Raw genomic sequence first — 23,818 nt, forward strand, 5'->3', positions numbered from 1 at the left:
GACCCGGCCCCTTGTGCGTGAACACAAGGGGCCGGGTCGTACGTATGGGGGTGGGTCGACCTCGTTCAGGCGGCGTCGGTACCGAGCGTTCCGAGGTAGAGGCCGATGACCTTCGGGTCGTTCAGCAGGTCGCGTCCTGTGCCCTCGTACGCATCCTTGCCCTGATCGAGCACGTACCCGCGGTCGCAGATCTGCAGGCAGCGCCGTGCGTTCTGCTCCACCATGATCGTCGTGACGCCGGCCTTGTTGATGTCGGAGACACGGATGAAGGCGTCGTCCTGCCGCACGGGGGAGAGGCCTGCAGAGGGCTCGTCGAGCAGCAGCACCGACGGGTCCATCATGAGCGCGCGAGACATCGCGACCATCTGCCGCTCGCCGCCGGAGAGTGAACCGGCGCGCTGCTTCAACCGCGAGCCCAGCTCGGCGAAGATGCTCGAGACGAACTCGAGACGCTCGGCGTAGATCTTGGGGTTCTGGTAGAGCCCCATCTGCAGGTTCTCCTCGATGGAGAGAGAGGGGAAGACGTTGTTCGTCTGCGGAACGAACGCCACCCCGCGCTTGACCAGCTTGTCCGCTTTGAGGCCGACGATGCTCTCGCCGTTCAACGTGATCTCGCCGCTGCGCACGTTCACCATGCCGAACATCGCCTTCAGCAGTGTCGACTTGCCGGCGCCGTTCGGTCCGATGATGCCGATCAGTTCGCCCTTGCGGGCCACGAGGTTCGCCCCGTTGAGGATGTTCACGCCGGGAAGGTAGCCCGCGTGGACGTCCTTCATCTCGACGACGATGTCGTCGGTCGATGACGACGACGCCTGCGCTGCGGGTGCGGTGCTGTCCGCGCTCATGCGTTGCCCTTCTGGTCGGTGTCGGCGGTGCTCGTGGCTTCCAACTCCGCCTCAGCCTCCGCTTCGATCTGCTCTCGGAGCCTGCGTGCCGTGGCATCCTCGACGACGGGGATGCGGCCGGTGACCGCGCCGAGGTCGACGTCCTGATGCGCGCCGAGGTAGGCGTCGACCACTGCGGGATCCTCCATGACCTCGTCGGGCGGCCCCTCGGCCACGACGCGTCCTTCGGCCATCACGACGACCCAGTCGGCGATGTGGCGGACCATGTGCATGTCGTGCTCGACGAACAGCACCGTCATGCCCAGGCCCTTGAGGTCGAGGATGTGGTCGAGGAGCGACTGCGTCAGAGCCGGGTTCACGCCGGCCATCGGCTCGTCGAGCATCACCAGCGTCGGGTCGCTCATCAGCGCCCTGGCCATCTCGAGCAGCTTGCGCTGGCCGCCCGAGAGCGACGCGGCGAAGTCCTTCTCCTTGGCGTCGAGCTTGAACCGGGCGAGGAGATCGCGCGCCTTGCCCTCGATCTCCGTGTCCTGCGTTCGCCAGAGGAAGGGGAACAGGCTCGACCAGAACCCCTCGCCGCGCTGATGCGGGGCGCCGAGCTTCATGTTCTCGAGCACGGTCAGCAGCGACAGCGACTTGGTCAGCTGGAACGTGCGCACCTGACCCATCCGGGCGACCTTGAACGATGGGACGCCCGAGAGGTTCTTGCCGTCGAACGACCAGGTGCCGCTGTTGGGCTTGTCGAACCCGCAGAGCAGGTTGAACAGGGTCGTCTTGCCGGCGCCGTTCGGGCCGATCAGGGCCGTGATGGCACCGCGCGGGATCTCGAGGTGATCGACGTCGACGGCGGTCAAGCCTCCGAACCGACGCTGCACCGCATCGACGACGAGGATCGGATCGACCTTGGCGACGCCGGGCTTCACCTCTCCCTTGGTCAGGCCGGTGGTCTTCGGTCGACGGATACTGCCGGTCGTCGGCGCTGCGGCCGGTTCCGGGGTCAGTTCATTTGACAAAGGTCATCTCCCTCTTGTCTCCGAGGATGCCCTGCGGGCGGAAGATCACGAGCAGCATGAGAGCCACACCGACGAAGATGAACACCAGGGTGGACGCCTGGCTGTCCGACATCGGCAGGATTCCCGCCTTCGCCATCGACGGCAGCAGGTTCGCCATGAACGCGAACACGAGCCAGAACAGGATCGCACCGAGCGTCGGACCGAACACCGTGGCGGCGCCACCGAGCAGCAGGACCGTCCACAGGAAGAACGTGAGCGAGGTCGAGTAGCTGCCCGGCACGACGGCCGACGGCAGGACGAACACGATCCCACCGGCGGCGCCGATCACGCCGCCGACCACGAGGGCCTGCATCTTGTATGCGAAGACGTTCTTCCCGAGCGAGCGCACGGCATCCTCGTCCTCACGGATGCCCTTGAGCACGCGGCCCCACGGGCTTCGCATCAGGGCCCAGACCAGGAGCACGGCGACCGCGAGGACGATCAGGCCGAACACCCGGTTCCACAGGTCGTTCGCGCTGTACGTCCACGGGCCGAAGCCGTACGTGCCGTCGGGGAAGGGATTGGCGTCGCGGAAACCGCCGTTGAACTGCGCGAGTCCGTCGGCGGAGTTCGTGTACTCGTCGAACACCTGGGTGGTGAAGAGGAGACGCACGATCTCACCGGCGGCGATCGTCGCGATGGCGAGGTAGTCCGCTCGGAGTCGCAGGGTCGGGATGCCGAGGAGCACCGCGAACAGCGCGCCGCCGAGCAGACCGATGAGCATGCCGATCCACCAGGGCAGGCCGAAGGTCAGCACGGAGATGGCGTAGCCGTATCCGCCGATGGCCATGAACGCGGCCATACCGAAGTTCAGGAGTCCTGCGTAGCCGAAGTGCATCGCCAGGCCGGTCGCGGCCAGCGCGTAGGCGAGGGTGACCGGGCTGAACAGGTAGACGGCGGTGTTGGAGAAGATGCTTCCGAAGTCCATGGCGATCAGCCCAACCTTTCCCTGCGTCCGAGCAGTCCCTGGGGTCTGACGAGAAGGATCACGATGAGCACGACGAGCGCGCTCGCATACTTGAGGTCGGACGGGATCCACAGCGTCGAGATCTCGACGGCGATGCCGACGATGAGCGATCCGACGAGTGCGCCGAAGGCGGTGCCGAGGCCACCGAGCGTGATGGCCGCGAAGATCAGCAGCAGCATCTGCATGCCCATGTCCCACTTCACACCAGGGCGGAAGTACGCCCAGAGGATGCCGGAGATGGCGGCGAGCGTGCCGGAGAGGATCCAGACGTACCGGACCACCTTGTCGACGTCGATGCCGGAGGCGGCCGCGAGCTGGGGGTTGTCGGAGATCGCGCGGGTGGCCTTGCCGATGCGGGTCCGGGTGAGGAAGAAGGCGACGCCGAGGATCACGACGATGCTCACGCCCATCGCGATCATGTCGATGTACGACAGCGAGATCGGACCGAACTGGATGGGGGCGGGGCTCGCTCCCGGCAGCTGCCGGGTACCGCCGCCGATCAGGTACTGGAAGGCGTAGCGGAGGGCGAGCGACAAGCCGATGCTGACGATCATCAGCTGCACGACCCCGAGGCCCCGCCGCCGGAGCGGGCGCCAGATGCCGGCATCCAACGCCCAGCCGAACAGCCCGCCGCCGATCACCGCCGCCGCGATGCCCAGCCAGAGGGGCAGATGCCAGAAGCTCGTCGTGACGAGAGCGACGAGACCGCCCCACGTCACCATCTCGGCGTGTGCGAAGTTCGACAGGCGAGTGGTGCCGTAGATGAGTGCGGCACCCATCGAGGCGAGCGCGAGGAGGAGCCCGAAGTTCAGTCCGCCGACGAGCCGCGAGAGCAGCTGATCGATGAACGACACCGTGATCCGCTCGCCCTCACCGAGGAACAGATTCATGATCTTGGTGCCGGTGAGGCCGAACTCGACCTCGAATGAGGCCGTCGTTCCCGAGATCGGCTGCGTGCCCGGCGGCAGCAGGGATGCGTCGACGATGACACCCTTCGGCAGGGTCTCCTCATCGACGGTGAGCGTGTACTTCTCCTTCTCGGGGACGTACAGACGCCACTTGCCCTCGGCGTCCGTCTCGGTCTCGCCCTTGAAGCCCTTGCCCTCGATCGACATCACGACGCCCTCGACGGGCTTGTCGTCGAACGTGATGACCCCGGCGAAGTAGAAGTCGGTGATCTCTTGACCGTCGTCGGTCGTATCGGCTGACGCGGGTGCCGCCGGTTGCAGGAGGAATGCGGAAAGTGCGATCAGGATGCCGATGAAGGCGACCACCCAGGGTCGCTTCCTCTGCACGGTGAGTGTCGTGGGTCCCACGCAACCTCCACTGTGAGTGCTGTCGCCGCAGTGTCGGGTCGATTGCGGTGATGGACAAGTGCATTTGAGCGTAGTGTGCCGACCGCGATTCTCCTACAGGTCGTGCCTGTATCCGGAGCGATCGATGCACCCAGCTGGGAATGTTCTCGGGCGCGTCTCGCTTAGAATCTTCATACGGGTGCTGGCCCGTATCGGACGACGACGACCGACTTATTCGAATTCGGAATCGCGCGAACCGCGCGGGAGGAGCCCCCACATGGAACAGCACGATCCCTTCGGTTTCGTCGGACTGACGTACGACGACGTGCTGCTGCTTCCCGGGCACACCGATGTGATCCCCAGTGAGGCGGACACGTCCTCGCGGATCACGCGTCGTATCTCCGTCGCCACCCCGCTGCTGTCCAGCGCGATGGACACCGTGACCGAGTCGCGCATGGCGATCGCCATGGCACGCGAGGGCGGCATCGGCATCCTGCACCGCAACCTCTCGATCGCCGACCAAGCCGCGCACGTCGACCGCGTCAAGCGCAGCGAGTCCGGCATGATCACCGACCCCATCACGACGACGCAGGACGCGACCGTCGAAGAGGTCGACAACCTGTGCGCGAAGTACCGGATCTCCGGTCTCCCCGTCGTCGACGATGACGGCAAGCTCGTCGGCATCATCACCAACCGCGACATGCGCTTCGTCTCCGGCTTCGAGCGCCAGACCACCTTCGTGAAGGACGTCATGACGAGTGAGAACCTCGTCACCGCCCGAGTCGGTGTCGCCGCAGGCGAGGTCATCGCGCTGTTCGCGAAGCACCGCGTCGAGAAGCTCCCGCTGATCGACGACGACGGCAAGCTCGCCGGCCTCATCACCATCAAGGACTTCGACAAGAGTGAGAAGTACCCCCTCGCGACCAAGGACGACCAGGGTCGTCTGCGCGTCGGCGCGGCGATCGGCTTCTTCGGCGATGCCTGGGAGCGCGCTGAGGCGCTGCGCGACGCCGGCGTCGACGTGCTCGTGGTCGACACCGCGAACGGCCAGTCGCAGGGCGTGATCGACCTGGTCCGCCGTCTCAAGGCCGACGAGTCGTTCGCCCACATCGACATCATCGGCGGCAACGTCGCGACCCGCGAGGGCGCGCAGGCGCTGATCGACGCAGGTGTCGACGCCGTCAAGGTGGGCGTCGGTCCCGGATCGATCTGCACCACCCGCGTCGTCGCCGGCGTCGGCGTGCCGCAGGTCACCGCGGTCTACGAGGCCTCGCTCGCAGCTCGTCCGGCCGGTGTGCCGGTGATCGCAGACGGCGGCCTGCAGTACTCGGGTGACATCGCGAAGGCGCTCGTCGCAGGCGCTGACGCAGTGATGCTCGGCTCGCTGCTCGCCGGCACCGACGAGTCGCCGGGTGAGATCGTGTTCCAGTCCGGGAAGCAGTTCAAGCAGTACCGCGGCATGGGCTCGCTCGGTGCGATGCAGACCCGTGGCAAGCAGACCTCGTACTCGAAGGACCGCTACTTCCAGGCTGACGTCCCCAGCGACGACAAGCTGATCCCCGAGGGCATCGAAGGCCAGGTCCCGTACCGCGGTCCGCTCGCCGCCGTCGCGTACCAGCTGGTCGGCGGCCTCCGCCAGTCGATGTTCTACGTCGGAGCCCGCACGATCGAGGAGCTCAAGCAGCGCGGCAAGTTCGTGCGCATCACCTCGGCAGGGCTCAAGGAGTCGCACCCGCACGACGTGCAGATCGTGGTCGAGGCGCCGAACTACAAGAAGTAGCCGCGCACCGCGCGACCCCTTGGGGTTGCGCGCGAATCGGCCTACCCTGGTTCGCATGTGCCGCAACATCGTCCCGCTGAACAACTTCGAACCGGCCGCGACCGACGAGGAATGCTCCGACGCCGCACTGCAGTTCGTGCGCAAGATCGCCGGCACGACGAAGCCCTCCAGAGCCAATCAGGAGGTCTTCGATCGCGCCGTCGCCGAGATCGCGCGCGCGACTCGCCACCTGATCGACGATCTGGTCACCACGGCGCCTCCGAAGATCCGCGAGGAGGAGGCCGACAAGCGCCGCGCCCGTTCGGCCGAGCGGTACGAGGCGATCCGGGTGTTCCAGGAGCAGAAGCGCGCGGCGCGCGCGGCATCCTGAGACACCGATCCGTCTTTTCCTGCGCACGTCGACGACGTTGCACCCCGGGCGCGGATGGCGCGCGGTGCTGCGCGCCGTCGAAGCATCCGGCGGTGTGCCAGTATTTAGAAAAAACCCCGCTCGACTTTCCCTCCGAGCTCCTGGTGTTGAAGGGCACCGCGAGATCGACGCCGGCTATCCACGCGGCAGGGAATTTCCCCAAGGAGAGCTGTACACATGCTTGAGGATGCGCCTCGCGTTCTCGTCGTCGATGACGACCCGGACGTCGCCCTGCTCGTGAAGACCGTGCTCGAGAGGCGCGCGGGCTGCGTCGTCGACCTCGCTGCCGACGGTCGAGCCGCGATCGACCTCGTCGCCACGGTCCGGCCCGATGTCGTGGTCACCGACATCGAGATGCCGGGCATCAGCGGACTCGAGCTGCTCGAGGAGCTGCGACGGATCATCCCTGGGGTGCCGGTCGTCGTCATGACCGCGCACGTCTCGGTCGACTACGCGGTCTCGGCGCTCCGCGCGCAGGCCGACGAGTTCCTCACGAAACCCCTCGACAACGTCCGACTGGTCGAGACGGTCACCCGTCTCGTCGAGGAAGGCCGTCGGCGTCGCGAGTCCAACCGACCGAAGAACGTCGTGCTCGCGATCGGCGCGCACCCCGACGACGTCGAGATCGGCGTCGGCGGACTGCTCGCAGCGCACGCCCAGGCCGGCGACGAGCTGACGATCCTCACGCTGTCGCGCGGCGCCCGCGGCGGAGACGCCGAGAGCCGCCAGAACGAGTCGCTCGCATCGGCCGAGATCCTCGGCGCCCGCCTGTTCCTGAAGGACCTCGTCGACACCGAGATCTCGGGTGGCGGCGGCACCGTGCGCCTGATCGAGGAGGTCGTGCGCGAGATCCAGCCGACCATCGTCTACACGCACTCGCAGAACGACCGGCACCAGGACCATCGCGCGGTGAGCGAGGCGACGATCGTCGCCACCCGACGGGTCGGCACGGTCGCCTGCTACCAGAGCCCATCGTCGACGATCGACTTCCGACCCACCCGCTTCGTGCGCATCGACCAGTACCTCGAGCAGAAGCAACGGCTGCTGGCGTGCTTCCAGTCGCAGACCGCGAGCCGCGACTACCTCGAACCTGATTTCGTGAGCGCGACGGCGCGCTACTGGTCGCGTTTCGGCGGTGGACTCGCGGTCGAGCCGCTGGAAGTGGTGCGTGAGACGGCCGAGTTCGTCGGTGCACATGAATTGACGAGGCGGGAGAGCTGATGACCAAGCGCGTACTGGTGACCGGAGCCGGGGGACCGGCCGGCGTCGCCGTGATCCGATCGCTGCTCCGACGCTCCGACCTGACGGTGTTCGCAGCGGACATGGACGGCTGGGCGAGCGGCATCTACCTGGTGCCAGCCGACCAGCGTCGCCTCGTGCCGCCCGGACGCGACGAGGACTTTGTGCCGGCGCTCGCTCGGCTCGTGCAGGAGGATTCGCTCGATCTCGTGATCTCGACGGTCGACGTCGAGCTCGTCGCGCTCGCGAGTCGCCGCGACGAGCTCGCTCCGGCGGTCCTCGCGGCGCCGTCCGCGGAGACGCTCCACGCCGCGCTCGACAAGCTCACGCTGGCAGAACGTTGCGAGCCGACCGGCTATGCGCCGCGCACGGTGCTCGCTGGGCCCGACGCCGAGGCAGTGGACTGGGAGTTCCCGGTCTTCGCGAAGCCGCGTCAGGGCGCGGGCAGTCGCGGCATCAGGCTCGTGCCTGATCGCGCTGCTCTCGTGTCGCTGCCCACGGATGAGGGCCTCATCGTGCAGGACTTCCTGCCCGGCGAGGAGTACTCGGTCGACGTGATCGCCGACGCGCAGGGCAACGTCGTCGCGGCGGTGCCGCGCACACGTGCCCGCGTGGACTCCGGTGTCGCGATCGCCGGACGGACGGTGCGCGACCCAGAGCTCGAGCGCACCGCGGCATCCCTCGCACAGGCGATCGGTCTGGTCGGCGTCGCCAACGTGCAGCTGCGCCGCGACCGCTCCGGCCGTGCCGTGCTGCTCGAGATCAACCCTCGCTTCCCCGGAGCGCTCCCGCTGACCATCGCGGCGGGCGTCGACATCCCATCGCTGGTGGTCGACCTGTTCCTCGGGCACGAGCTTCCCGCCAAGATCCCGTTCCGCGAAGTCGCCTCGGTGCGCTTCCTGGAAGACGTGATCGTCGAGGTCGAGGACATCCTGGTCTCCGAGCATGCGGGGCATCAGGAGGAGTCGTGAGTCCGGCGATCCTCCACGGCGATCACCACGTCCACTCGACCTTCTCCGACGACGCCGTCTCGACCCTCGCTGAGAACGTCGCAGCAGCATCGTCCATCGGCCTCACCACGCTGCGACTGGTCGACCACGTTCGACAGAGCACCACGTGGGTGCCCGAATACCTGACCGCGGTGCGCGAACTCGAGATCCCCGATGGACTCACCGTGCTCACGGGCGTCGAGGCGAAGATCCTCACGGCGGCGGGTGACCTCGACATCCCGGTGCTGCCGGCAGGTATCGACCGCATCCTGATCGCCGACCACCAGTTCCCCGGTGTCGACGGACCGCTCGGGCCGACCGCGGTGCGCGAGCGTATCGCTGCCGGCTGGGCGAAGGACGACGTCCTGGACCAGCTCGTCGATGCGCTGATCGCCTCGATGCAGCGTCATCCGGGCAACCAGCTGGCGCACTGCTTCTCGATCCTCCCGAAGATCGGCCTCTCCGAGGGCGAGCTCGGCGCTGAGCGGGTCGACGCCTGGGCGCGAGCCACCGCGGCATCCGACACCCTCGTCGAGGTCAACGAGAAGTGGGCGTGCCCCGAACCGCGCACGCTCCACGCGCTCCTGGCAGCCGGCGCCGAGCTCGTCGCCTCCACCGACAGCCACGTCGCGTCCGATGTGGGCCGCTACGACCGGGTCGCGGGGCTGCTCGCCGACGCGGGAGCAGCGTGATGACGGACCTCACCTGGCTGCAGACGACCTTCGTCGTCTTCCTCCTGATCTGCGTCTTCGTCGGCACGCTCCCGGTGATCAACACCGGACTGCAGTTCCTGTCGTTGCCGCTGCACGCCTTCCGCAACCACTACGGGAAGGCCGCGCCGTATCATCCGAACGTCGCCGTCCTGATCCCCTCGTGGAACGAGGGCATGGTGATCGGACCGGCGATCGAGCGACTGCTGCAGCTCGAGTATCCCGCCGAGCGGCTGCGCATCTTCGTCGTCGACGACGCCTCGACCGACGACACCCCTGAACTCCTCGCAGCGAAGATGGCGGCCTATCCCGGTCGCGTGCACCACCTCCGGCGCGAGGTCGGTGGGCAGGGCAAGGCGCACACCCTCAACCACGGTCTCGACATCGTGCTCGCAGACGAGTGGACCGAAGCCGTGCTCATCATGGACGCCGATGTGATCTTCGCGCGCGACTCGCTGCGCAAGCTCAGCAGGCATCTCGCCGACGAGAAGGTCGGCGCGGTCACGGCATACATCGCCGAGGGCAGCAGGGACCGCAACTACCTGACCCGCTTCATCGCGATCGAATACGTGATCGGACAGCTCTCCGCGCGCCGCGCGCAGAACGTGGCAGGTGCGATCGCCTGCCTCGCCGGCGGCGCGCAGCTGCACTCGCGGGCGAACCTCGAAGCGATCGGCGGGCGCATCCCCACCGGCACCCTCGCCGAGGACACCATGACCACCTTCGAAGGGCAGCTCAAGGGCCGCCGCATGGTGTTCGAGCCGCACGCGGTCGTGATGGCCGAGGAGCCGCGCACGATCGACAGTCTGTGGAAGCAGCGCCTTCGCTGGGCTCGCGGCAACGTGCAGCTCACCTCGATCTACCGCAAGCTCTGGTTCCGCCCGAGCCGCACCCACAACCTCGGCAGCTTCGCGTTCGGACTCGCCTGGTTCACGATCCTGCTGCTGCCGGCGTTCATGCTGCTCGCCGCCGCTGCGATGCTGACCCTCCTCGTGCTGCACAGCGACATCGCGGAGTTCGTCTTCCGATTCATGTGGATCTCGGCAGCCTGCGTCTACCTGTTCTCGATGCTGTACGCCGTGCAGCTGGACGGGCGGATCGGACGCCAATCGTGGCGCGAGGCGCTCATGTTCCCCGGGCTCGGGGCGCTGATCCTGATGGCCATCGCGCTGTTCCCGTGGCTCTTCGAAGCCGGTCTCACCCAGCTCGGTCTGGGGCTCACCGATGAGTCCCGCTTCACCTGGGCCGTGATCTTCTACCTCTGGGGCCCGATCTCGATGCTCGGCATCTGGCTCGCGCGGGCCGTGGAGCCGCTGCCCGGCGGACGGTTCTTCGCCGGACTGCTGCTCTACATCTGCGGGTACGGTTCGCTGTTGTGCGCGATCACCGTCGATTCGTACATCAAGGAGTGGCGTCGCGCCGACGCCTCATGGATCAAGACCGAGAAGATCGGACGGGTCGACTCATGACCGAGACACCTTCGCAGGAGGATCCCGAGGTCGAGGAGATCGCCGCCGACCTGCGCCGCGAACGGCTCCTCGTCACGCAGGCGCTCGTCGCAGCAGGGGTCGTCGTGGTGATCGTGATCGTGCGAGAGCTGTTCCTGCGGTGACCCGTCCGCTCGCTCTCGTGGTCGAGGACAGCGCCGATCAGACGGCACTCCTGCGTCGCTACCTCGATCGGGAGGGATTCGACGTGTTCGTGGCACCGGATGCCGAGACCGCGATCGCTGCGTTCCCCGGCATCGATCCTGCGGTGGCCGTGCTCGACCTCCTGCTGCCGGGCATCTCAGGACAGGAGTGCGCGCGCCTCGTCCGCGAGCGCTTCCCCGACTGCTTCCTGGTGATCAGCTCCGTGCTCGATGCCGCAGAGTATCCGCCGGCCGACGCCGCGCTTCCCAAGCCCATCATCGGCGCGGACATGCACGAGATCCTCGGACGCGTGCAGCGATGAACGCCGCCACACCGCTCGACCGCGCCGAGCACGGCTGGTACCGCCTGTTCGACAACCCGAGTCCGCTGCTGAAGCAGGCCCCCACCACGATCGCGATCGTCACCGCGGCGCTCGTGGCCTGGCTCAACCCCGAACTGCCCTTCACCAACGGGTTCTCTGCGCTCGCCGGCCTGGCCCTCGTGCTCGGTGCGACCGTGCAGGCGGCGGCGCTCAGCATGCTGCGGGTGTACGACGGCTGGATCGTGCTCATCATCCCGATGATCGACATCCTCGGGCTCGGGCTGTTCCGCGCAGGGACCGGCGGAGCGACATCGATCTTCGGCTCGCTCGTCCTGCTCCCGGTCGTCTGGATCGCGGCGGCTCCCGGCATCCGCTATGTCTTCGCCGTCGGCGGGCTCACATCGGTCGCACTGCTGATGCCGTACTTCGCGAGCCCGCCGGACACCCCGGTCGAATGGCTGCGAGGCGTGGTCGGACCGCTCGTGTTCTCAGCGATGGCTGCCGTGGTCAACGAGCTCTCGCGGCAGCAGCGCGTGCGAGCGGAGCAGGCAGAGCGACTCGTCGCGGCGCGGACGGAGGCGCTCTCCGACAACGTCGCGATGATCGTGCAACTGCGCGAGAAGGAGAACCAGTACCGAGCCCTCGTCGAGTCGTACGAGGGACTCTGGTCGTCGATCACGGCGCAGGCTGTGATCGCGACCGATCACAGCGGGTGGATCACGGCGTGGAACCCGGGTGCGGAACGCCTGCTCGGCCTGACCTACGCAGAAGCGACTGAGCACGTCCGTGTCGATCGGTTCTTCTCGGCATCGTCGCTGACCGAACTGGCGAGCGACTGCACGGTCGGTCAGCGAGACGACGAGGCGAGCGACCTCCCTGCTGGGCTGCGGGCGCTGTTCGCCGGTGCGGACGATGAGCAGAGCGTCGAGAGCGATGTCGCCGTCGTGACGGCAGCCGGGACCGCGGTTCCGGCTCGCGTGACGGTGAACCCGTACAAGGACGGTGAGGGCACGCAGCAGGGATATCTGCTCGTCGTCACGGACGAGAGCAGGGCCGTCGAGGTCGCCCGCATGAAGGACGAGTTCGTCGGCATGATCTCGCACGAGCTGCGGACGCCGCTGAGCGCGATCATCGGCTTCCTCGACCTGCTCAAGAACGACCCCGGTCAGCCCCTGACCGAGGATCAGCAGGAGTTCGTCGGCATCATCGAGCGCAACGCGCAGCGTCTGCTCAATCTCGTGGGCGACCTGCTGTTCACCGCACAGGTCGAATCGGGGCGGTTCCCGCTCGACCGCGCGGACGGCGACATCGCCGAGATCGTTCGCTCCGCCGTCACCTCGGCCGGGCCGCACGCGGTGCGCGAGGGGATCACGCTCACGGCGGATGTGCCGGATGGCCCGCTGCGGCTGCTCATCGACGCCGGTCGCATCGGGCAGGCCGTCGACAACCTGCTGTCCAATGCGATCAAGTTCACGCCACCCGGCGGCAGCGTCGTGGCCCGCATCCGCCTGGTCGACAGCGGGGTCGAGCTCTCGGTGCGGGACACCGGCGTCGGCATCCCGGCCGACGAGCAGGGGATGCTGTTCACCCGGTTCTTCCGTGCATCGACCGCGACGCAGAATGCCGTCCCCGGCGTCGGGCTCGGGCTCACGATCACGCGGGCGATCGTGATCGCGCACGGCGGGACGATGGGCATGTCGAGCGAGGTGGGCGTCGGGACGGAGTTCCGGTTCACGCTGCCCTCGGCACCGCGCACCGAGGTGCTGAACACGCTCAGCCTGACGAAGTGAGCCGCGACGTGCCGGACACCGCTCGCGACTGATAGCCTGGTCGGCTCGCCAGTCGCGGGCGGAAGGACGGCCTCGCACTGTGGGCTACATCGATGTCTCCGGCGTCTCGCTGACGCTGCCCGACGGCAGACCGCTGCTCGACGACGTGACGTTCCGCGTCGGTCAGGGGTCGACCAGCGCGCTGATCGGCCCGAACGGGGCGGGCAAGACGACCCTGCTGCGGATCATCCGCGGCGACCAGGCCGTGGACGACGGCGTCGTGACGATCGACGGCGGCCTCGGCGTCATGGACCAGTTCGTCGGTCACGGCGAGCCCGGTGAGACCGTGCACGAGCTCCTGGTCCGCGTCGCGCCTCGTCGTATCCGAGCCGCGGCGGAGGCGCTCGAGGCAGCCGAGAACGCGCTGATCGAGCGGGACGAGCACGAGACGCAGATGGCCTACGCCTCCGCGATCTCGGAGTATGCGGATGCCGGTGGCTACGAGCACGAGACGGTCTGGGACCAGTGCACGGTCTCGGCGCTCGGCCTGCCGTTCGAGCGGGCGCGCTACCGCGAGCTCACCACGCTGTCCGGCGGCGAGCAGAAACGGCTGGCGCTCGAAGCGCTGCTCCGCGGACCCGACCAGGTGCTGCTGCTCGACGAGCCGGACAACTACCTCGACGTTCCGGCGAAGCGCTGGCTCGAGGCGCAGCTGCGCGAGTCGGCGAAGACGGTGCTGCTCGTGTCGCACGACCGCGAGCTGCTCGCCCGCGCCGCCGACCGGCTGATCAGTCTCGAGCCAGGCGGCGCCGGATCGACCGCCTGGGTGCACGGCGGCGGTTTCGCCACCTACCACCAGGCTCGCAGCGATCGGATGGACCGCCTGGACGAGCTGCGGCGGCGGTGGGACGAGCAGCATGAGAAGCTGCGCATCCTCGTCGCGAACCTCAAGGTGAAGGCCTCGGCGAACGACGGCTTCGCCTCGCGCTACCAGGCCGCCCAGACGCGGCTGCGGAAGTTCGAGGAGGCTGGGCCGCCGGAGGAGCGCCCGCCGTCGCAGGAGTTCGACATGCGGTTGCGCGGCTCACGCACCGGCAAGCGCGCCGTGGTGGCGACCGGTCTCGAGCTGACCGGGCTCATGCGGCCATTCGACGCCGAGGTCTGGTACGGCGATCGTGTCGCGGTGCTCGGCTCGAACGGGTCGGGCAAATCGCACTTCCTCCGGCTGCTCGCACGCGGTGGCAGCGACCCGGATCCGACGCTCGGTCACCTGACGGCGGCGGGGGAGCAGGTCGGCGCCGTCGCGCACACCGGGCGCGCGGTGCTCGGGGCCCGTGTCGTTCCAGGGCTGTTCGCGCAGACGCATGCGCATCCGGAGTTCGTCGGTCGGACGCTCCTCGAGATCCTGCACCGGGGCGACGATCGGCGCAGCGGGATGCCGCGGGATGCCGCGAGCTCGGCGCTCGACCGGTACGGGCTGGTCCGTCAGGCGCAGCAGACGTTCGAGTCGCTGTCAGGAGGCCAGCAGGCCCGCTTCCAGGTGCTGCTGCTCGAGCTGTCGGGGGCGACGCTGCTGCTGCTCGACGAGCCGACGGACAACCTCGACCTGGAATCGGCCGAGGCGCTCGAACAGGCCCTCGCGCGCTTCGAGGGCACGGTGCTCGCGGTCACGCACGATCGCTGGTTCGCCCGGTCCTTCGACCGCTTCCTGGTGTTCGGCTCCGACGGCGACGTCTACGAATCGGGCGAGCCGATCTGGGACGAACGCCGCGTGGCTCGCGCGCGCTGACGTCGATCGCGTGAGGGGTCACGGCGCGCCGTTCGCCGCGTGGCGGGCGCGGCGGGTTGTGACCCCTCAGCGGGGCAGGCGGAACGGCTCGGCCGCGCGAGCTGCCGGGTCGACCGCGAGGTCTGCGAGCACGGCACCGATCCCGGTCGCGAACTTGAAGCCGTGCCCGGAGAACCCGGCGCCGACGACGGTGCGACCGCGGCGGTCGAGCACGAAGGTGCCGTCGTCGGTCGAGGTGTAGGTGCAGCTGATCGGCACCGCGCTGTCGGGGTCGAGCCCCGGCATCCACTCCCGCACGTATTCGCGCAGGGCGTCCTGATGCGTGGGCACGTGCGGCCTGGCGTCCGGATCGATCTCGTCGCCGACGCTGTGGAAGCCGACCTTGACCCCTTCGCCCGGCGTCGGCATGCCGTACACCGTCGCCGGGTACTCGGGCGGCCCGACGACGTGGTTGAACGACGGCCACGCGGCATCCGTCGTCTGCGCGAAGTGGGCGGGTGCCTCCTCGGTGACCGTGAGGCGCGGCAGACCGAGGCGCGACAGCATCCTGCTCGTCCAGGCGCCTGCGGTGACGACGGTGGTCTCGGCATGCAGCCGCGTGCCGTCCGCGAGTTCGAGCACGCCGCCGGCCGGATCCTCGCCGATGTGCGCGACCGGGGTGTTCCAGCGCACCTCCCCGCCACCGGCGACGATGCGCCGCTCGAGCTCGCGCAGTGCATCTGCTGCGCGCACGACTCCGGCGTCAGCTGACCACAGCACGTCGCGCTCGAAGCGCATGCCCTGCCAGCGACGTGCGCTCTCGGCGGCCGAGAGCAGTTCGGCGTCGATGCCGCGTGCGGTGAGTCCGTCGCGCACCGCGTTGACGTCGAGGTCGCCGTGCGTGACGAGCCCGTGCAGTCGCAGCAGCGGCTCGCCGCCGACCGTGCCGAGGGCGTCCCAGCCGTCGCGCGCTCGTGCCAGGAGGTCGAGGTAGTGGTCCTCGACGTACGCGTTGTTGAAGTTGCGGGTGGCGCCGTGCGAGGCGCCCTCATGATGGCCGCGGGCGAATCGCTCGAGCACCACCGGCCGCCGCCCTCGCCTGGTCAGCTCCCATGCCGTCGCCAGCCCCATCACGCCGCCGCCGACGATCGCGATGTCCACGGTCTCGCTCTTCATTGGTCCTCCTGGAGTCGGTTCCAGTCTCCCAGTCATCGCCTGCTCACGGCCCCGGTAGGCTGGAGGGGTGACCATGGAGATCGAGCTCGGCCGAGGCAAGCGCGCACGCCGCGCGTACACGTTCGACGACATCGCGGTGGTGCCCTCCCGGCGCACGCGCAACCCGGAGGACGTGTCCACCGCGTGGACGATCGATGCCTTCGGCTTCGACATCCCGGTGCTCGGCGCGCCGATGGACTCCGTCGTGAGCCCGCAGACCGCGATCATGCTGGGCAAGCTCGGCGGTCTCGGCGTCCTCGACCTCGAGGGACTCTGGACCCGCTACGAAGACCCTGCGCCGCTTCTTGCGGAGATCGCGGGCCTCGACGAGAGCCGGGCGACGGCACGGATGCAGGAGCTGTACTCCGAGCCGATCAAGCCGGAGCTGATCACCGCACGCATCGCGGAGATCCGCGACGCCGGTGTCACGGTCGCCGGTTCCCTCACACCGCAGCGCACGCAGGAGTACTACGACACCGTCGCCGCCGCCGGCGTCGACCTGTTCGTGATCCGCGGCACCACGGTTTCGGCCGAGCACGTCTCGAGCGTGGCCGAGCCCCTCAACCTCAAGAAATTCATCTACGACCTCGATGTTCCCGTCATCGTCGGCGGTGCTGCGACCTACACCGCGGCACTGCATCTGATGCGCACCGGCGCCGCCGGCGTGCTCGTCGGCTTCGGCGGGGGAGCAGCCTCGACCACGAGGGCGACGCTCGGCATCCACGCGCCGATGGCGACGGCGGTCTCCGACGTCGCAGCCGCTCGTCGCGACTACCTCGACGAGTCCGGCGGGCGCTACGTGCACGTCATCGCAGACGGAGGCGTCGGCACCTCCGGCGACATCGTCAAGGCGCTCGCGATGGGCGCCGACGCCGTCATGCTCGGTGTCGCGCTGGCACGGGCGACCGATGCTCCCGGCCAGGGATTCCACTGGGGCCCAGAGGCGCACCACGCGAAGCTGCCCCGCGGCCGTCGCGTCAGTGTCGGCGGCATCGGCACGCTCGAGGAGATCCTCTACGGCCCGGCACTCGTCGCGGACGGCACCGCCAACCTGATCGGCGCACTGCGCAAGTCGATGGCGACCACCGGGTACTCCGACCTCAAGGAGTTCCAGCGGGTCGAGGTCGTCCTGGCACCCTACGAGGCCTGAGAGGCTCGCGCACGACCGTGACAGCACCGCTGCAGTTCCCGCCGACGCTTCGTGAGGTCATGCTCCGCGGTCGATGGATCGGGGTGCTGCTGCTGTGCCTGGTCGTCGCCGGTGTGTTCGCGTGGCTCGGCCAGTGGCAGCTCGAGCGCGCGATCGACACCGATCCGCCTCCTGCCGGTGTGACCGAGCAGGTGCAGGCCCTCGACGAGACCCTCGAACCGGGGGTCTATCTCCCAGAACCGCTGGTCGGACAGCGCGTCGAGACCGAGGGCGTCTGGATCCCCGGCGATTTCCTCGTGGTCTCGAACCGCTTCAACGGCGGCGTCGAGGGGTACTGGGTCACCGGACAGCTCCGCGTCGCCGAGCGCACCTCGATCGCGGTCGCGGTCGGCTGGGCTCCCGACCGTGCGAGCGCGGATGCCGCAGCCGCCGAACTCGAAGCGGATGCCGACGGCAGCACGGTCGCGGTCACCGGCCGCATCATCTCCGACGAGGGACCGTCGGTGCCGCCGCGCACCGAGCCCGATCGGATGGACCGGATGTCTCCTGCGACGCTGCTGAGTCGCTGGCATGACACCGAGGAGCTCGACGTCTACCGCCCGTACCTCGCCTCGACGACGGCGTCCGCAGGGCTGGTCGACATCGATTCCCCCGCACCGGACGAGATCTCGCCGGTCAACTGGCTGAACGTGTTCTACGCGGTCGAATGGGCTATCTTCGCCGGCTTCGCGTTCTACCTCTGGTATCGCTTGGCGAAGGACGCGTGGGAGCGTGAAGTCGAGGAATTCGAGGATGCCGCGGCGGCATCCGTCTGACGTTTTCCGCCGCTGATCTGCGGTGGATCTCGCGTGCGCTCGCCCGATGAGCAATCGGTGACGAATCGGCAAACTCCATTGAGGATGTCGGAGACGCTCCGTATGCTCGCAACATATGCGCACGCTGGGAGATCCCCATGTGCGCAGTGACTGATCCCCCAGAGATGTCGCAGCCCGTAGCGAGGAGACAGCCCCGATGATGTCCGCCCCACTCGACGAGAACCCCCAGGTTCCCGTCTCGCGCAGAACCAGGGGGCGCATCGGCGCTCTCGCCGTGACCTGCGTCGCCGCACTGAGCTTCGGCTCGCTGACCGCCGTTCCAGCCTTCGCCGACACCACCGGAACGGGGGTGGTGATCAACGAGGCGTACCTCTCCGGAGGCAGCGCCGGCGCCGCGTTCACGAACAAGTTCGTCGAACTGTACAACCCGACCTCCGCGCCGGTCACCCTCGACGGCATGTCGCTGCAGTACCGCTCGGCGACCGGCACCGCGAACTTCAACGGCGTCGCACCGCTGACCGGTGTGATCCCCGCAGGCGGGCACTACCTGGTGCAGGGCAACAGCAACGGGACCAACGGTGCAGCGCTGCCCACTCCCGATGCGGTCAGCACCCTGACCCCGAGCGGCACCAACGGCACGCTCGCGCTCGTCAAGGGCACGGCACCTGTCGCGCTGACCCCCGGTTCGGTCGCTGGCGTCGACGGTGTCGTCGACCTGCTCGGCTACGGCACCTCGAACACCTTCGAGACCGCGGCAGCGACCCCGCCGACCGGCAACACGGACGTGAAGTCGCTGAACCGCACGAACGGCGCCGACACCGACGACAACAGTGCCGACTTCTCGCTCTCCGCGACGATCACCCCGCAGAACTCCGGCGGCACCGACCCCGGAACGGACCCCGGCACCGATCCGGGGACGGATCCCGAGAAGGTGTCGATCGCCGAGGTGCAGGGCACCACAGACGTCTCGCCGCTGAACGGCCAGACGGTCACCGTCGAGGGCGTCGTGACCGGCGACTACCGCACGGGCGGCTACAAGGGCATCTCGATCCAGACCCAGGGATCCGGCGGCGCGAACGACGCGACCCCCGGAGCATCCGACGGCGTCTTCGTCTTCCTGAACGCACTGGCACCGACCCTCGCGATCGGCGACCTCGTGTCGGTGACGGGTTCCGTGAGCGAGTACTTCGGCCAGACCCAGGTGAACCCGACGGCGCTCTCCGGCATCACGGTCGTCACCCCCGGCGCAGGCGTGCCGGAGGCCACTCCGCTGCCGGACACCGTGCGCGGCGCCGACCGTGAGCAGTACGAGAACATGCTCGTCGCGCCCACCGGGTCGTACCGCCTCGCCTCGAGCCACCAGCTCTACAACTTCGGAACGCTGTGGCTGAACGCGGGCGAGCTGAACGTCAAGAGCACCGAGACCACGCGTCCCGGCGCTGAGGCTGCGGCCATCGCAGCGGTGAACCGCGCGAACCGCATCCTGCTCGACGACGGGTGGTCGGTGCAGGTCGGCAACAGCACGCACCCCGGCGAGCAGCCGTACTTCACGGCCGACACGGTCGTGCGCAACGGCGACACCGTCGACTTCAGCGACACGGGCTACGTGCTGCAGTGGGGCTTCGACGACTGGCGTCTGCAGCCGACCGTACCGATCGACGACGCATCGCCCGCCTCGCTCAAGGCCGGGTTCGAAGCGACGCACGCGCGCACCACGACGCCGCCTGAGGTCGGCGGCGATGTGCAGGTCGCGTCGTTCAACGTCTACAACTACTTCACGACGCTGAAGTCCGAGAACGCCGACGCGCGCGGAGCGGCGAACGCCGCCCAGTTCGCGATCCAGAAGTCGAAGATCGTCGCGGCCATCAACGGACTCGACGCCGAGATCGTCTCGCTCATGGAGATCGAGAACTCGGTCAAGCTGGGCAAGCCGATCGACACGGCGCTCAAGGATCTGGTCGCCGGTCTGAACGAGGACGCCGGCAGTGAGGTGTGGGACTACGTGCCGACGCCTGACGCGCTGAACAACGCCGCGACGACCGACTTCATCACGAACGCGATCATCTACAAGAAGGATGCCGTCACGACCGTCGGCGACAGCGCGACGGTCACCGACGAGACCGTCTGGGGCAACGCCCGCGAGCCGATCGCGCAGGCGTTCGACATCGACGGCCGCGTGGTCACGGTGGTCGCGAACCACCTGAAGTCCAAGTCGCCGCCCACCGGCGCAGGTGCGGAGCCGGCCGACGGCCAGGGCTTCTTCAACGCCGACCGCGTCGGACAGGCGAACGCGATCCTGGCCTTCACCCAGACGCTCGAAGACACCACCGGCAGCAGCGACATGCTGCTGATCGGCGACTTCAACGCGTACGGCAAGGAAGACCCGATCGACGTCTTCACCTCGAAGGGCTGGAGCGACCTGGTCGCCGACAAGACCGACGGGCAGTACACCTACTCGTTCGACGGCGAGCTCGGCTCGCTGGACCACGTGATCGCCTCGCCCTCGCTGAGCGCCTCGATCACGGGCGCCGGCGTCTGGACGATCAACTCGCCGGAGTGGAGCGACCGCGGCTACGCGTTCGGTGCCACCGAGGCAGGAACGCCGTACCGGTCCAGCGACCACGACCCGATCATCGTCGGCGTCTCCTCGGAGATCCCGCCGGTGAGCATCGACGTCGTGACGATCAACGACTTCCACGGACGCATCGAAGCCGATGGTGCTGCCGCCGGAGCCGCGGTCGTCGCCGGCGCCGTCAAGCAGTTCCGCGAGGCGAACCCCAACACGATCTTCGCCGGAGCCGGTGACCTGATCGGTGCATCGACGTTCACGTCGTTCATCAACGACGACAACCCGACGATCGACGCGTTGAACGCGGCCGGTCTCGATGTGAGCGCCGCCGGCAACCACGAGTTCGACCAGGGCTGGGAGGATCTGCGCGACCGCGTGCAGGACCGAGCAGACTGGGAGTACATCTCGTCGAACGTGTTCCTGACCGAGACCGGCGAGCCTGCGCTCGCACCTGCCTGGGTCAAGGAGCTCGACGGTGTGAAGGTCGGCTTCATCGGAGCCGTCACGGAAGACCTCGACTCGCTCGTGTCGCCGGAAGGCATCGCAGACCTCGAGGTCCGCAGCATCGTCGACTCCGTGAACGCGGTGGCCGACGATCTGCGTGATGGCGACGCCTCCAACGGCGAGGCCGACGTGATCATCCTGCTCGTGCACGAGGGTGCGTCCAGCACTGCGCTCTCGAGCATCACGCCCGAGTCGCCGCTGGGCGAGATCGTCTACGGCGTCGACCAGGACGTCGACGCGATCGTCTCGGCGCACACGCACCTGGCGTACAACCACGTGATCGACGGACGACCGGTCGTCTCGGCGGGTCAGTACGGCGAGAACCTGGGGCTGATGAACCTCCAGGTCGACCCGAAGACGAAGGAGCTGCTCTCGATCACCAACCAGATCAAGCCACTCGTCGTCGGCGGCGTCGCCCAGTACCCAGCCGTGCCAGAGGTCGCCGACATCGTCGCGAAGGCGAAGGCCGAGGCCGACGTGCTCGGTGCGATCAAGGTGGGCGACATCACCGCCGACTTCAACCGCGCTCGCCAGACGAACGGCTCGGAGAACCGCGGTGGCGAGTCGACGATCGGCAACTTCGTCGCCGACGTGCAGAAGTGGTCGACGGATGCCGACATCGCACTGATGAACCCGGGCGGCATCCGCGCCAACCTGACCTATGCCTCGTCCAACGCCTCGGATCCGGACGGCAACGTCACGTACCGCGAGGCGGCGACGGTGCAGCCGTTCGCCAACACCCTCGTCACGCTCTCCCTCACGGGTGCGCAGCTGAAGGGTGTGTTGGAGGAGCAGTGGCAGCCGGCCGGTTCGGCTCGACCGTTCCTGAAGCTCGGCGTCTCGGAGGGTCTGGTCTACACCTACGACCCCGCCGCGGCGCAGGGTTCGCGGGTCACCTCGATCACGTTGAACGGCACGCCGATCGATCCGGCGGCGAGCTACACGGTCGCAGCCAACTCGTTCCTCGCAGCGGGTGGAGACAACTTCTTCACCTTCAAGGAGGGCACCGGCAAGCGCGACACCGGCAAGATCGACCTGCAGTCGATGGTCGACTGGTTCGACGCCAACAAGACGGCGACGCCCGATCAGGCGCAGCGTGCGGTCGGCGTCTCGGTCAGCGCAGCGGATGCCGACGGCTACACCGCCGGCGACCAGGTCACCGTCTCGCTCTCCTCGCTCGCGTTCAGCGCGGGGGAGCCGGCACCGGGTGAGGTGACGCTTTCGCTTGGCGGCACGCAGCTCGCGAGCGGCGCGGTCGACCCGACCATCGTCGACACGACCGATGAGGCGGGACGTGCCAGCCTGACGTTCACCGTTCCGTCCGGCGTGTTCGGCGAGCAGGTGCTCGCCGTGGCCGTCGCCGGGACCGGGACGACCGTACAGGTGCCGTTCACGATCACCGGCGAGGCAGCCTTCGCCGGGACGATCGACCTCGGATCCTCGAAGGTCACCGCGGGGAAGAAGCTCACCGTCACCGGTGCGGGCTACGTGCCCGGCGAGACCGTGAGCATCGAGCTGCGTCCGAAGAAGGGCAACCCGGTCCAGGTCGGCACCGTCAAGGTCGCGGCAGACGGCACGTTCAGCACCTCGGTCACCGTGCCGAAGAGCGCTCCGTCCGGCAAGTACACCGTGGCGGCGGCGCAGGCTGATGGAGACGCGGCGACCGCCACGGTCACCGTCAACCGCGCCGGCGGCATCGTCGGTGCGATCCTCGACTGGCTCTGGAGCCTGATCAGCGGATGGTTCTGATCCGACCCTGACGGGGCGAACCACCCCCTTCGCTGCGACCCGGCCCCCTGAGTGATGCACTCAGGGGGCCGGGTCGCATTCAGGGGGCCGGGTCGGCGGGGATGCTCTGGGCGGGGTGCTCGAAGAGGCGGGTGCTCGAGGAGGAGGATGCTCAGGGGGAGGATGCTCAGGGGGTGAGCACCTGCACCTCGGCCTGAGCGAGCGCCACCGCGATGTGTGGGGGCGGTGGTGCATCCGTGATCAGGTAGTCGGCTTGGCCGAGGTGAGCGATCTGCGCGAAGAAGCGTCGGTCGAGCTTCGAGGAGTCGGCGAGGATGGCGGTGCGCTCGGCGCGCTGCATCATCTCGGACATCATCGCTGCATCGCCGAGGTTCGACGCGGAGTATCCCGCCTCGTCGACGGCGCCGACACCGATCAGGGCCAGATCGCAGCGGATGTCGACCTCGGGGCCGCCGGGCGTCATCGTGAACGTCACGGGCCCCGTCGTGGCCTGGGTGATCGAGCGCACCGCGCCGCCGAAGAGGTAGAGGTCGCGGAAGGCCGACGGCGCGATCTCGGCCGGGATGCGCAGGTTGTTCGTGGCGATCGTCAGGTCGTGATGGTTGCGCAGCGCACGCGCGACCGCGAGCGTCGTGGTGCCGGCGTTCAGCATGACGACCGAGCCGTTCTGCACGAGGTCGGCCGCGAGGCGGGCGATGCGCTCCTTCTCCTCTGTCTGCACCCGCATGCGCACATCGAGTGCGCGATCTTTCAGCGGTCCGCTCGCAGTGCTGACCGCGCCGCCGTGGGTGCGGACCAGCACGCCCTCGCGGTCGAGCTGGTCGAGGTCGCGGCGGATGGTGTCGATCGAGACGTTGAAATGCTCGGCGAGATCACTGACGGTGACCTGACCGCTCTGCTCGACGTAGGAGGCCAGGTCGGCCTTTCTTCCTGCCGGGAGGCGACGTCGTTGTGCCGTTCCAGAAGCTTCCATGCAGACATCTCTAGCACATGAACGCGAACAACGCCGCATACATGCGCAGAAAACAGCATCACGGGTT

At 68.2% G+C, this 23,818-nt stretch carries 19 protein-coding genes; 13 read left to right on the top strand and 6 right to left on the bottom strand.

The features are described 5' to 3' along the window. Positions 1 to 65: 65 nt before the first annotated feature. Genes RS83_RS09740 through RS83_RS09755 form a run of 4 tightly spaced genes read right to left on the bottom strand, consistent with a single transcriptional unit; the run spans position 66 to position 4,138 of the window. The gene (locus RS83_RS09740; protein WP_045279296.1) at positions 66 to 845 is read right to left on the bottom strand and encodes an ABC transporter ATP-binding protein; all 780 of its coding nucleotides are present in this window, start codon (positions 843 to 845) and stop codon (positions 66 to 68) included. Continuing rightward, positions 842 to 1,807: an ABC transporter ATP-binding protein gene (locus RS83_RS09745; protein WP_045279443.1), complete on the bottom strand. Its 966-nt coding sequence runs from the start codon at positions 1,805 to 1,807 to the stop codon at positions 842 to 844. Before RS83_RS09745 ends, RS83_RS09740 begins: the two co-directional genes overlap by 4 nt. A gap of 40 nt (positions 1,808 to 1,847) precedes the next feature. After that, positions 1,848 to 2,825 carry a branched-chain amino acid ABC transporter permease gene (locus tag RS83_RS09750; protein ID WP_045279297.1) on the bottom strand — a complete coding sequence of 326 codons (978 nt, stop codon included), beginning with the start codon at positions 2,823 to 2,825 and terminating at the stop codon, positions 1,848 to 1,850. Positions 2,826 to 2,830: 5 nt separating this feature from the next. Next, positions 2,831 to 4,138, bottom strand: coding sequence for a branched-chain amino acid ABC transporter permease (locus RS83_RS09755; RefSeq protein WP_045279298.1), 1,308 nt, complete (start codon positions 4,136 to 4,138; stop codon positions 2,831 to 2,833). 298 nt (positions 4,139 to 4,436) lie between these two features. On the opposite strand from RS83_RS09755, the gene guaB reads away from it, so the two are divergent. The 10 genes from guaB to RS83_RS09800 all read left to right on the top strand — a co-directional run bounded on the left by guaB (position 4,437) and on the right by RS83_RS09800 (position 14,797). Then, on the top strand, positions 4,437 to 5,939 hold the full coding sequence (gene guaB / locus RS83_RS09760; protein ID WP_045279299.1) for an IMP dehydrogenase: 1,503 nt from the start codon (positions 4,437 to 4,439) through the stop codon (positions 5,937 to 5,939). 55 nt (positions 5,940 to 5,994) lie between these two features. Then, positions 5,995 to 6,309 carry a DUF2277 domain-containing protein gene (locus RS83_RS09765; RefSeq protein WP_045279300.1) on the top strand — a complete coding sequence of 105 codons (315 nt, stop codon included), beginning with the start codon at positions 5,995 to 5,997 and terminating at the stop codon, positions 6,307 to 6,309. Between the two features lie 216 nt (positions 6,310 to 6,525). Continuing rightward, positions 6,526 to 7,569: a response regulator gene (locus RS83_RS09770; RefSeq protein ID WP_045279301.1), complete on the top strand. Its 1,044-nt coding sequence runs from the start codon at positions 6,526 to 6,528 to the stop codon at positions 7,567 to 7,569. After that, positions 7,569 to 8,558, top strand: coding sequence for an ATP-grasp domain-containing protein (locus tag RS83_RS09775; protein WP_045279302.1), 990 nt, complete (start codon positions 7,569 to 7,571; stop codon positions 8,556 to 8,558). The genes RS83_RS09770 and RS83_RS09775 overlap by 1 nt, the downstream gene beginning before the upstream one ends. Further along, the gene (locus tag RS83_RS09780) at positions 8,555 to 9,268 is read left to right on the top strand and encodes a PHP domain-containing protein (protein ID WP_045279303.1); all 714 of its coding nucleotides are present in this window, start codon (positions 8,555 to 8,557) and stop codon (positions 9,266 to 9,268) included. The genes RS83_RS09775 and RS83_RS09780 overlap by 4 nt, the downstream gene beginning before the upstream one ends. Beyond that, complete coding sequence (locus RS83_RS09785; protein ID WP_045279304.1) at positions 9,268 to 10,755, top strand: glycosyltransferase family 2 protein; 1,488 nt, start codon at positions 9,268 to 9,270, stop codon at positions 10,753 to 10,755. The genes RS83_RS09780 and RS83_RS09785 overlap by 1 nt, the downstream gene beginning before the upstream one ends. Further along, positions 10,752 to 10,898, top strand: coding sequence for a hypothetical protein (locus tag RS83_RS18980; RefSeq protein WP_197072100.1), 147 nt, complete (start codon positions 10,752 to 10,754; stop codon positions 10,896 to 10,898). The genes RS83_RS09785 and RS83_RS18980 overlap by 4 nt, the downstream gene beginning before the upstream one ends. Continuing rightward, positions 10,895 to 11,239: a response regulator transcription factor gene (locus tag RS83_RS09790; RefSeq protein ID WP_045279305.1), complete on the top strand. Its 345-nt coding sequence runs from the start codon at positions 10,895 to 10,897 to the stop codon at positions 11,237 to 11,239. The genes RS83_RS18980 and RS83_RS09790 overlap by 4 nt, the downstream gene beginning before the upstream one ends. Continuing rightward, positions 11,236 to 13,029 carry an ATP-binding protein gene (locus tag RS83_RS09795; protein ID WP_045279306.1) on the top strand — a complete coding sequence of 598 codons (1,794 nt, stop codon included), beginning with the start codon at positions 11,236 to 11,238 and terminating at the stop codon, positions 13,027 to 13,029. Before RS83_RS09790 ends, RS83_RS09795 begins: the two co-directional genes overlap by 4 nt. Before the next feature lie 79 nt (positions 13,030 to 13,108). Then, positions 13,109 to 14,797 carry an ABC-F family ATP-binding cassette domain-containing protein gene (locus tag RS83_RS09800; RefSeq protein ID WP_045279307.1) on the top strand — a complete coding sequence of 563 codons (1,689 nt, stop codon included), beginning with the start codon at positions 13,109 to 13,111 and terminating at the stop codon, positions 14,795 to 14,797. Between the two features lie 66 nt (positions 14,798 to 14,863). Here RS83_RS09800 and RS83_RS09805 read toward each other — a convergent pair whose 3' ends face one another. After that, positions 14,864 to 15,952, bottom strand: a complete 1,089-nt coding sequence (locus RS83_RS09805; protein ID WP_045279308.1) for an FAD-dependent oxidoreductase — start codon at positions 15,950 to 15,952, stop codon at positions 14,864 to 14,866. Positions 15,953 to 16,025: 73 nt separating this feature from the next. Here RS83_RS09805 and RS83_RS09810 point away from each other — a divergent pair, with 73 nt between their 5' ends. The 3 genes from RS83_RS09810 (at position 16,026) to RS83_RS09820 (ending at position 22,778) form a co-directional block, all read left to right on the top strand. Beyond that, positions 16,026 to 17,141, top strand: a complete 1,116-nt coding sequence (locus RS83_RS09810; RefSeq protein ID WP_045279309.1) for a GuaB3 family IMP dehydrogenase-related protein — start codon at positions 16,026 to 16,028, stop codon at positions 17,139 to 17,141. A gap of 59 nt (positions 17,142 to 17,200) precedes the next feature. Continuing rightward, positions 17,201 to 17,956 carry an SURF1 family protein gene (locus RS83_RS09815; protein WP_197072107.1) on the top strand — a complete coding sequence of 252 codons (756 nt, stop codon included), beginning with the start codon at positions 17,201 to 17,203 and terminating at the stop codon, positions 17,954 to 17,956. 196 nt (positions 17,957 to 18,152) lie between these two features. Beyond that, positions 18,153 to 22,778 carry an ExeM/NucH family extracellular endonuclease gene (locus tag RS83_RS09820; protein WP_045279311.1) on the top strand — a complete coding sequence of 1,542 codons (4,626 nt, stop codon included), beginning with the start codon at positions 18,153 to 18,155 and terminating at the stop codon, positions 22,776 to 22,778. A 166-nt stretch (positions 22,779 to 22,944) separates the two neighbouring features. Here the strand turns inward: RS83_RS09820 and RS83_RS09825 are convergent, their stop codons facing one another. Further along, positions 22,945 to 23,751 (bottom strand): DeoR/GlpR family DNA-binding transcription regulator, encoded by an 807-nt coding sequence (locus RS83_RS09825; protein WP_045279312.1) that lies wholly within the window; start codon positions 23,749 to 23,751, stop codon positions 22,945 to 22,947. Positions 23,752 to 23,818 lie beyond the last annotated feature (67 nt).

It is taken from the genome of Microbacterium oxydans (genome assembly GCF_000956525.1).
Taxonomy (GTDB): Bacteria; Actinomycetota; Actinomycetes; order Actinomycetales; family Microbacteriaceae; genus Microbacterium; species Microbacterium oxydans_A.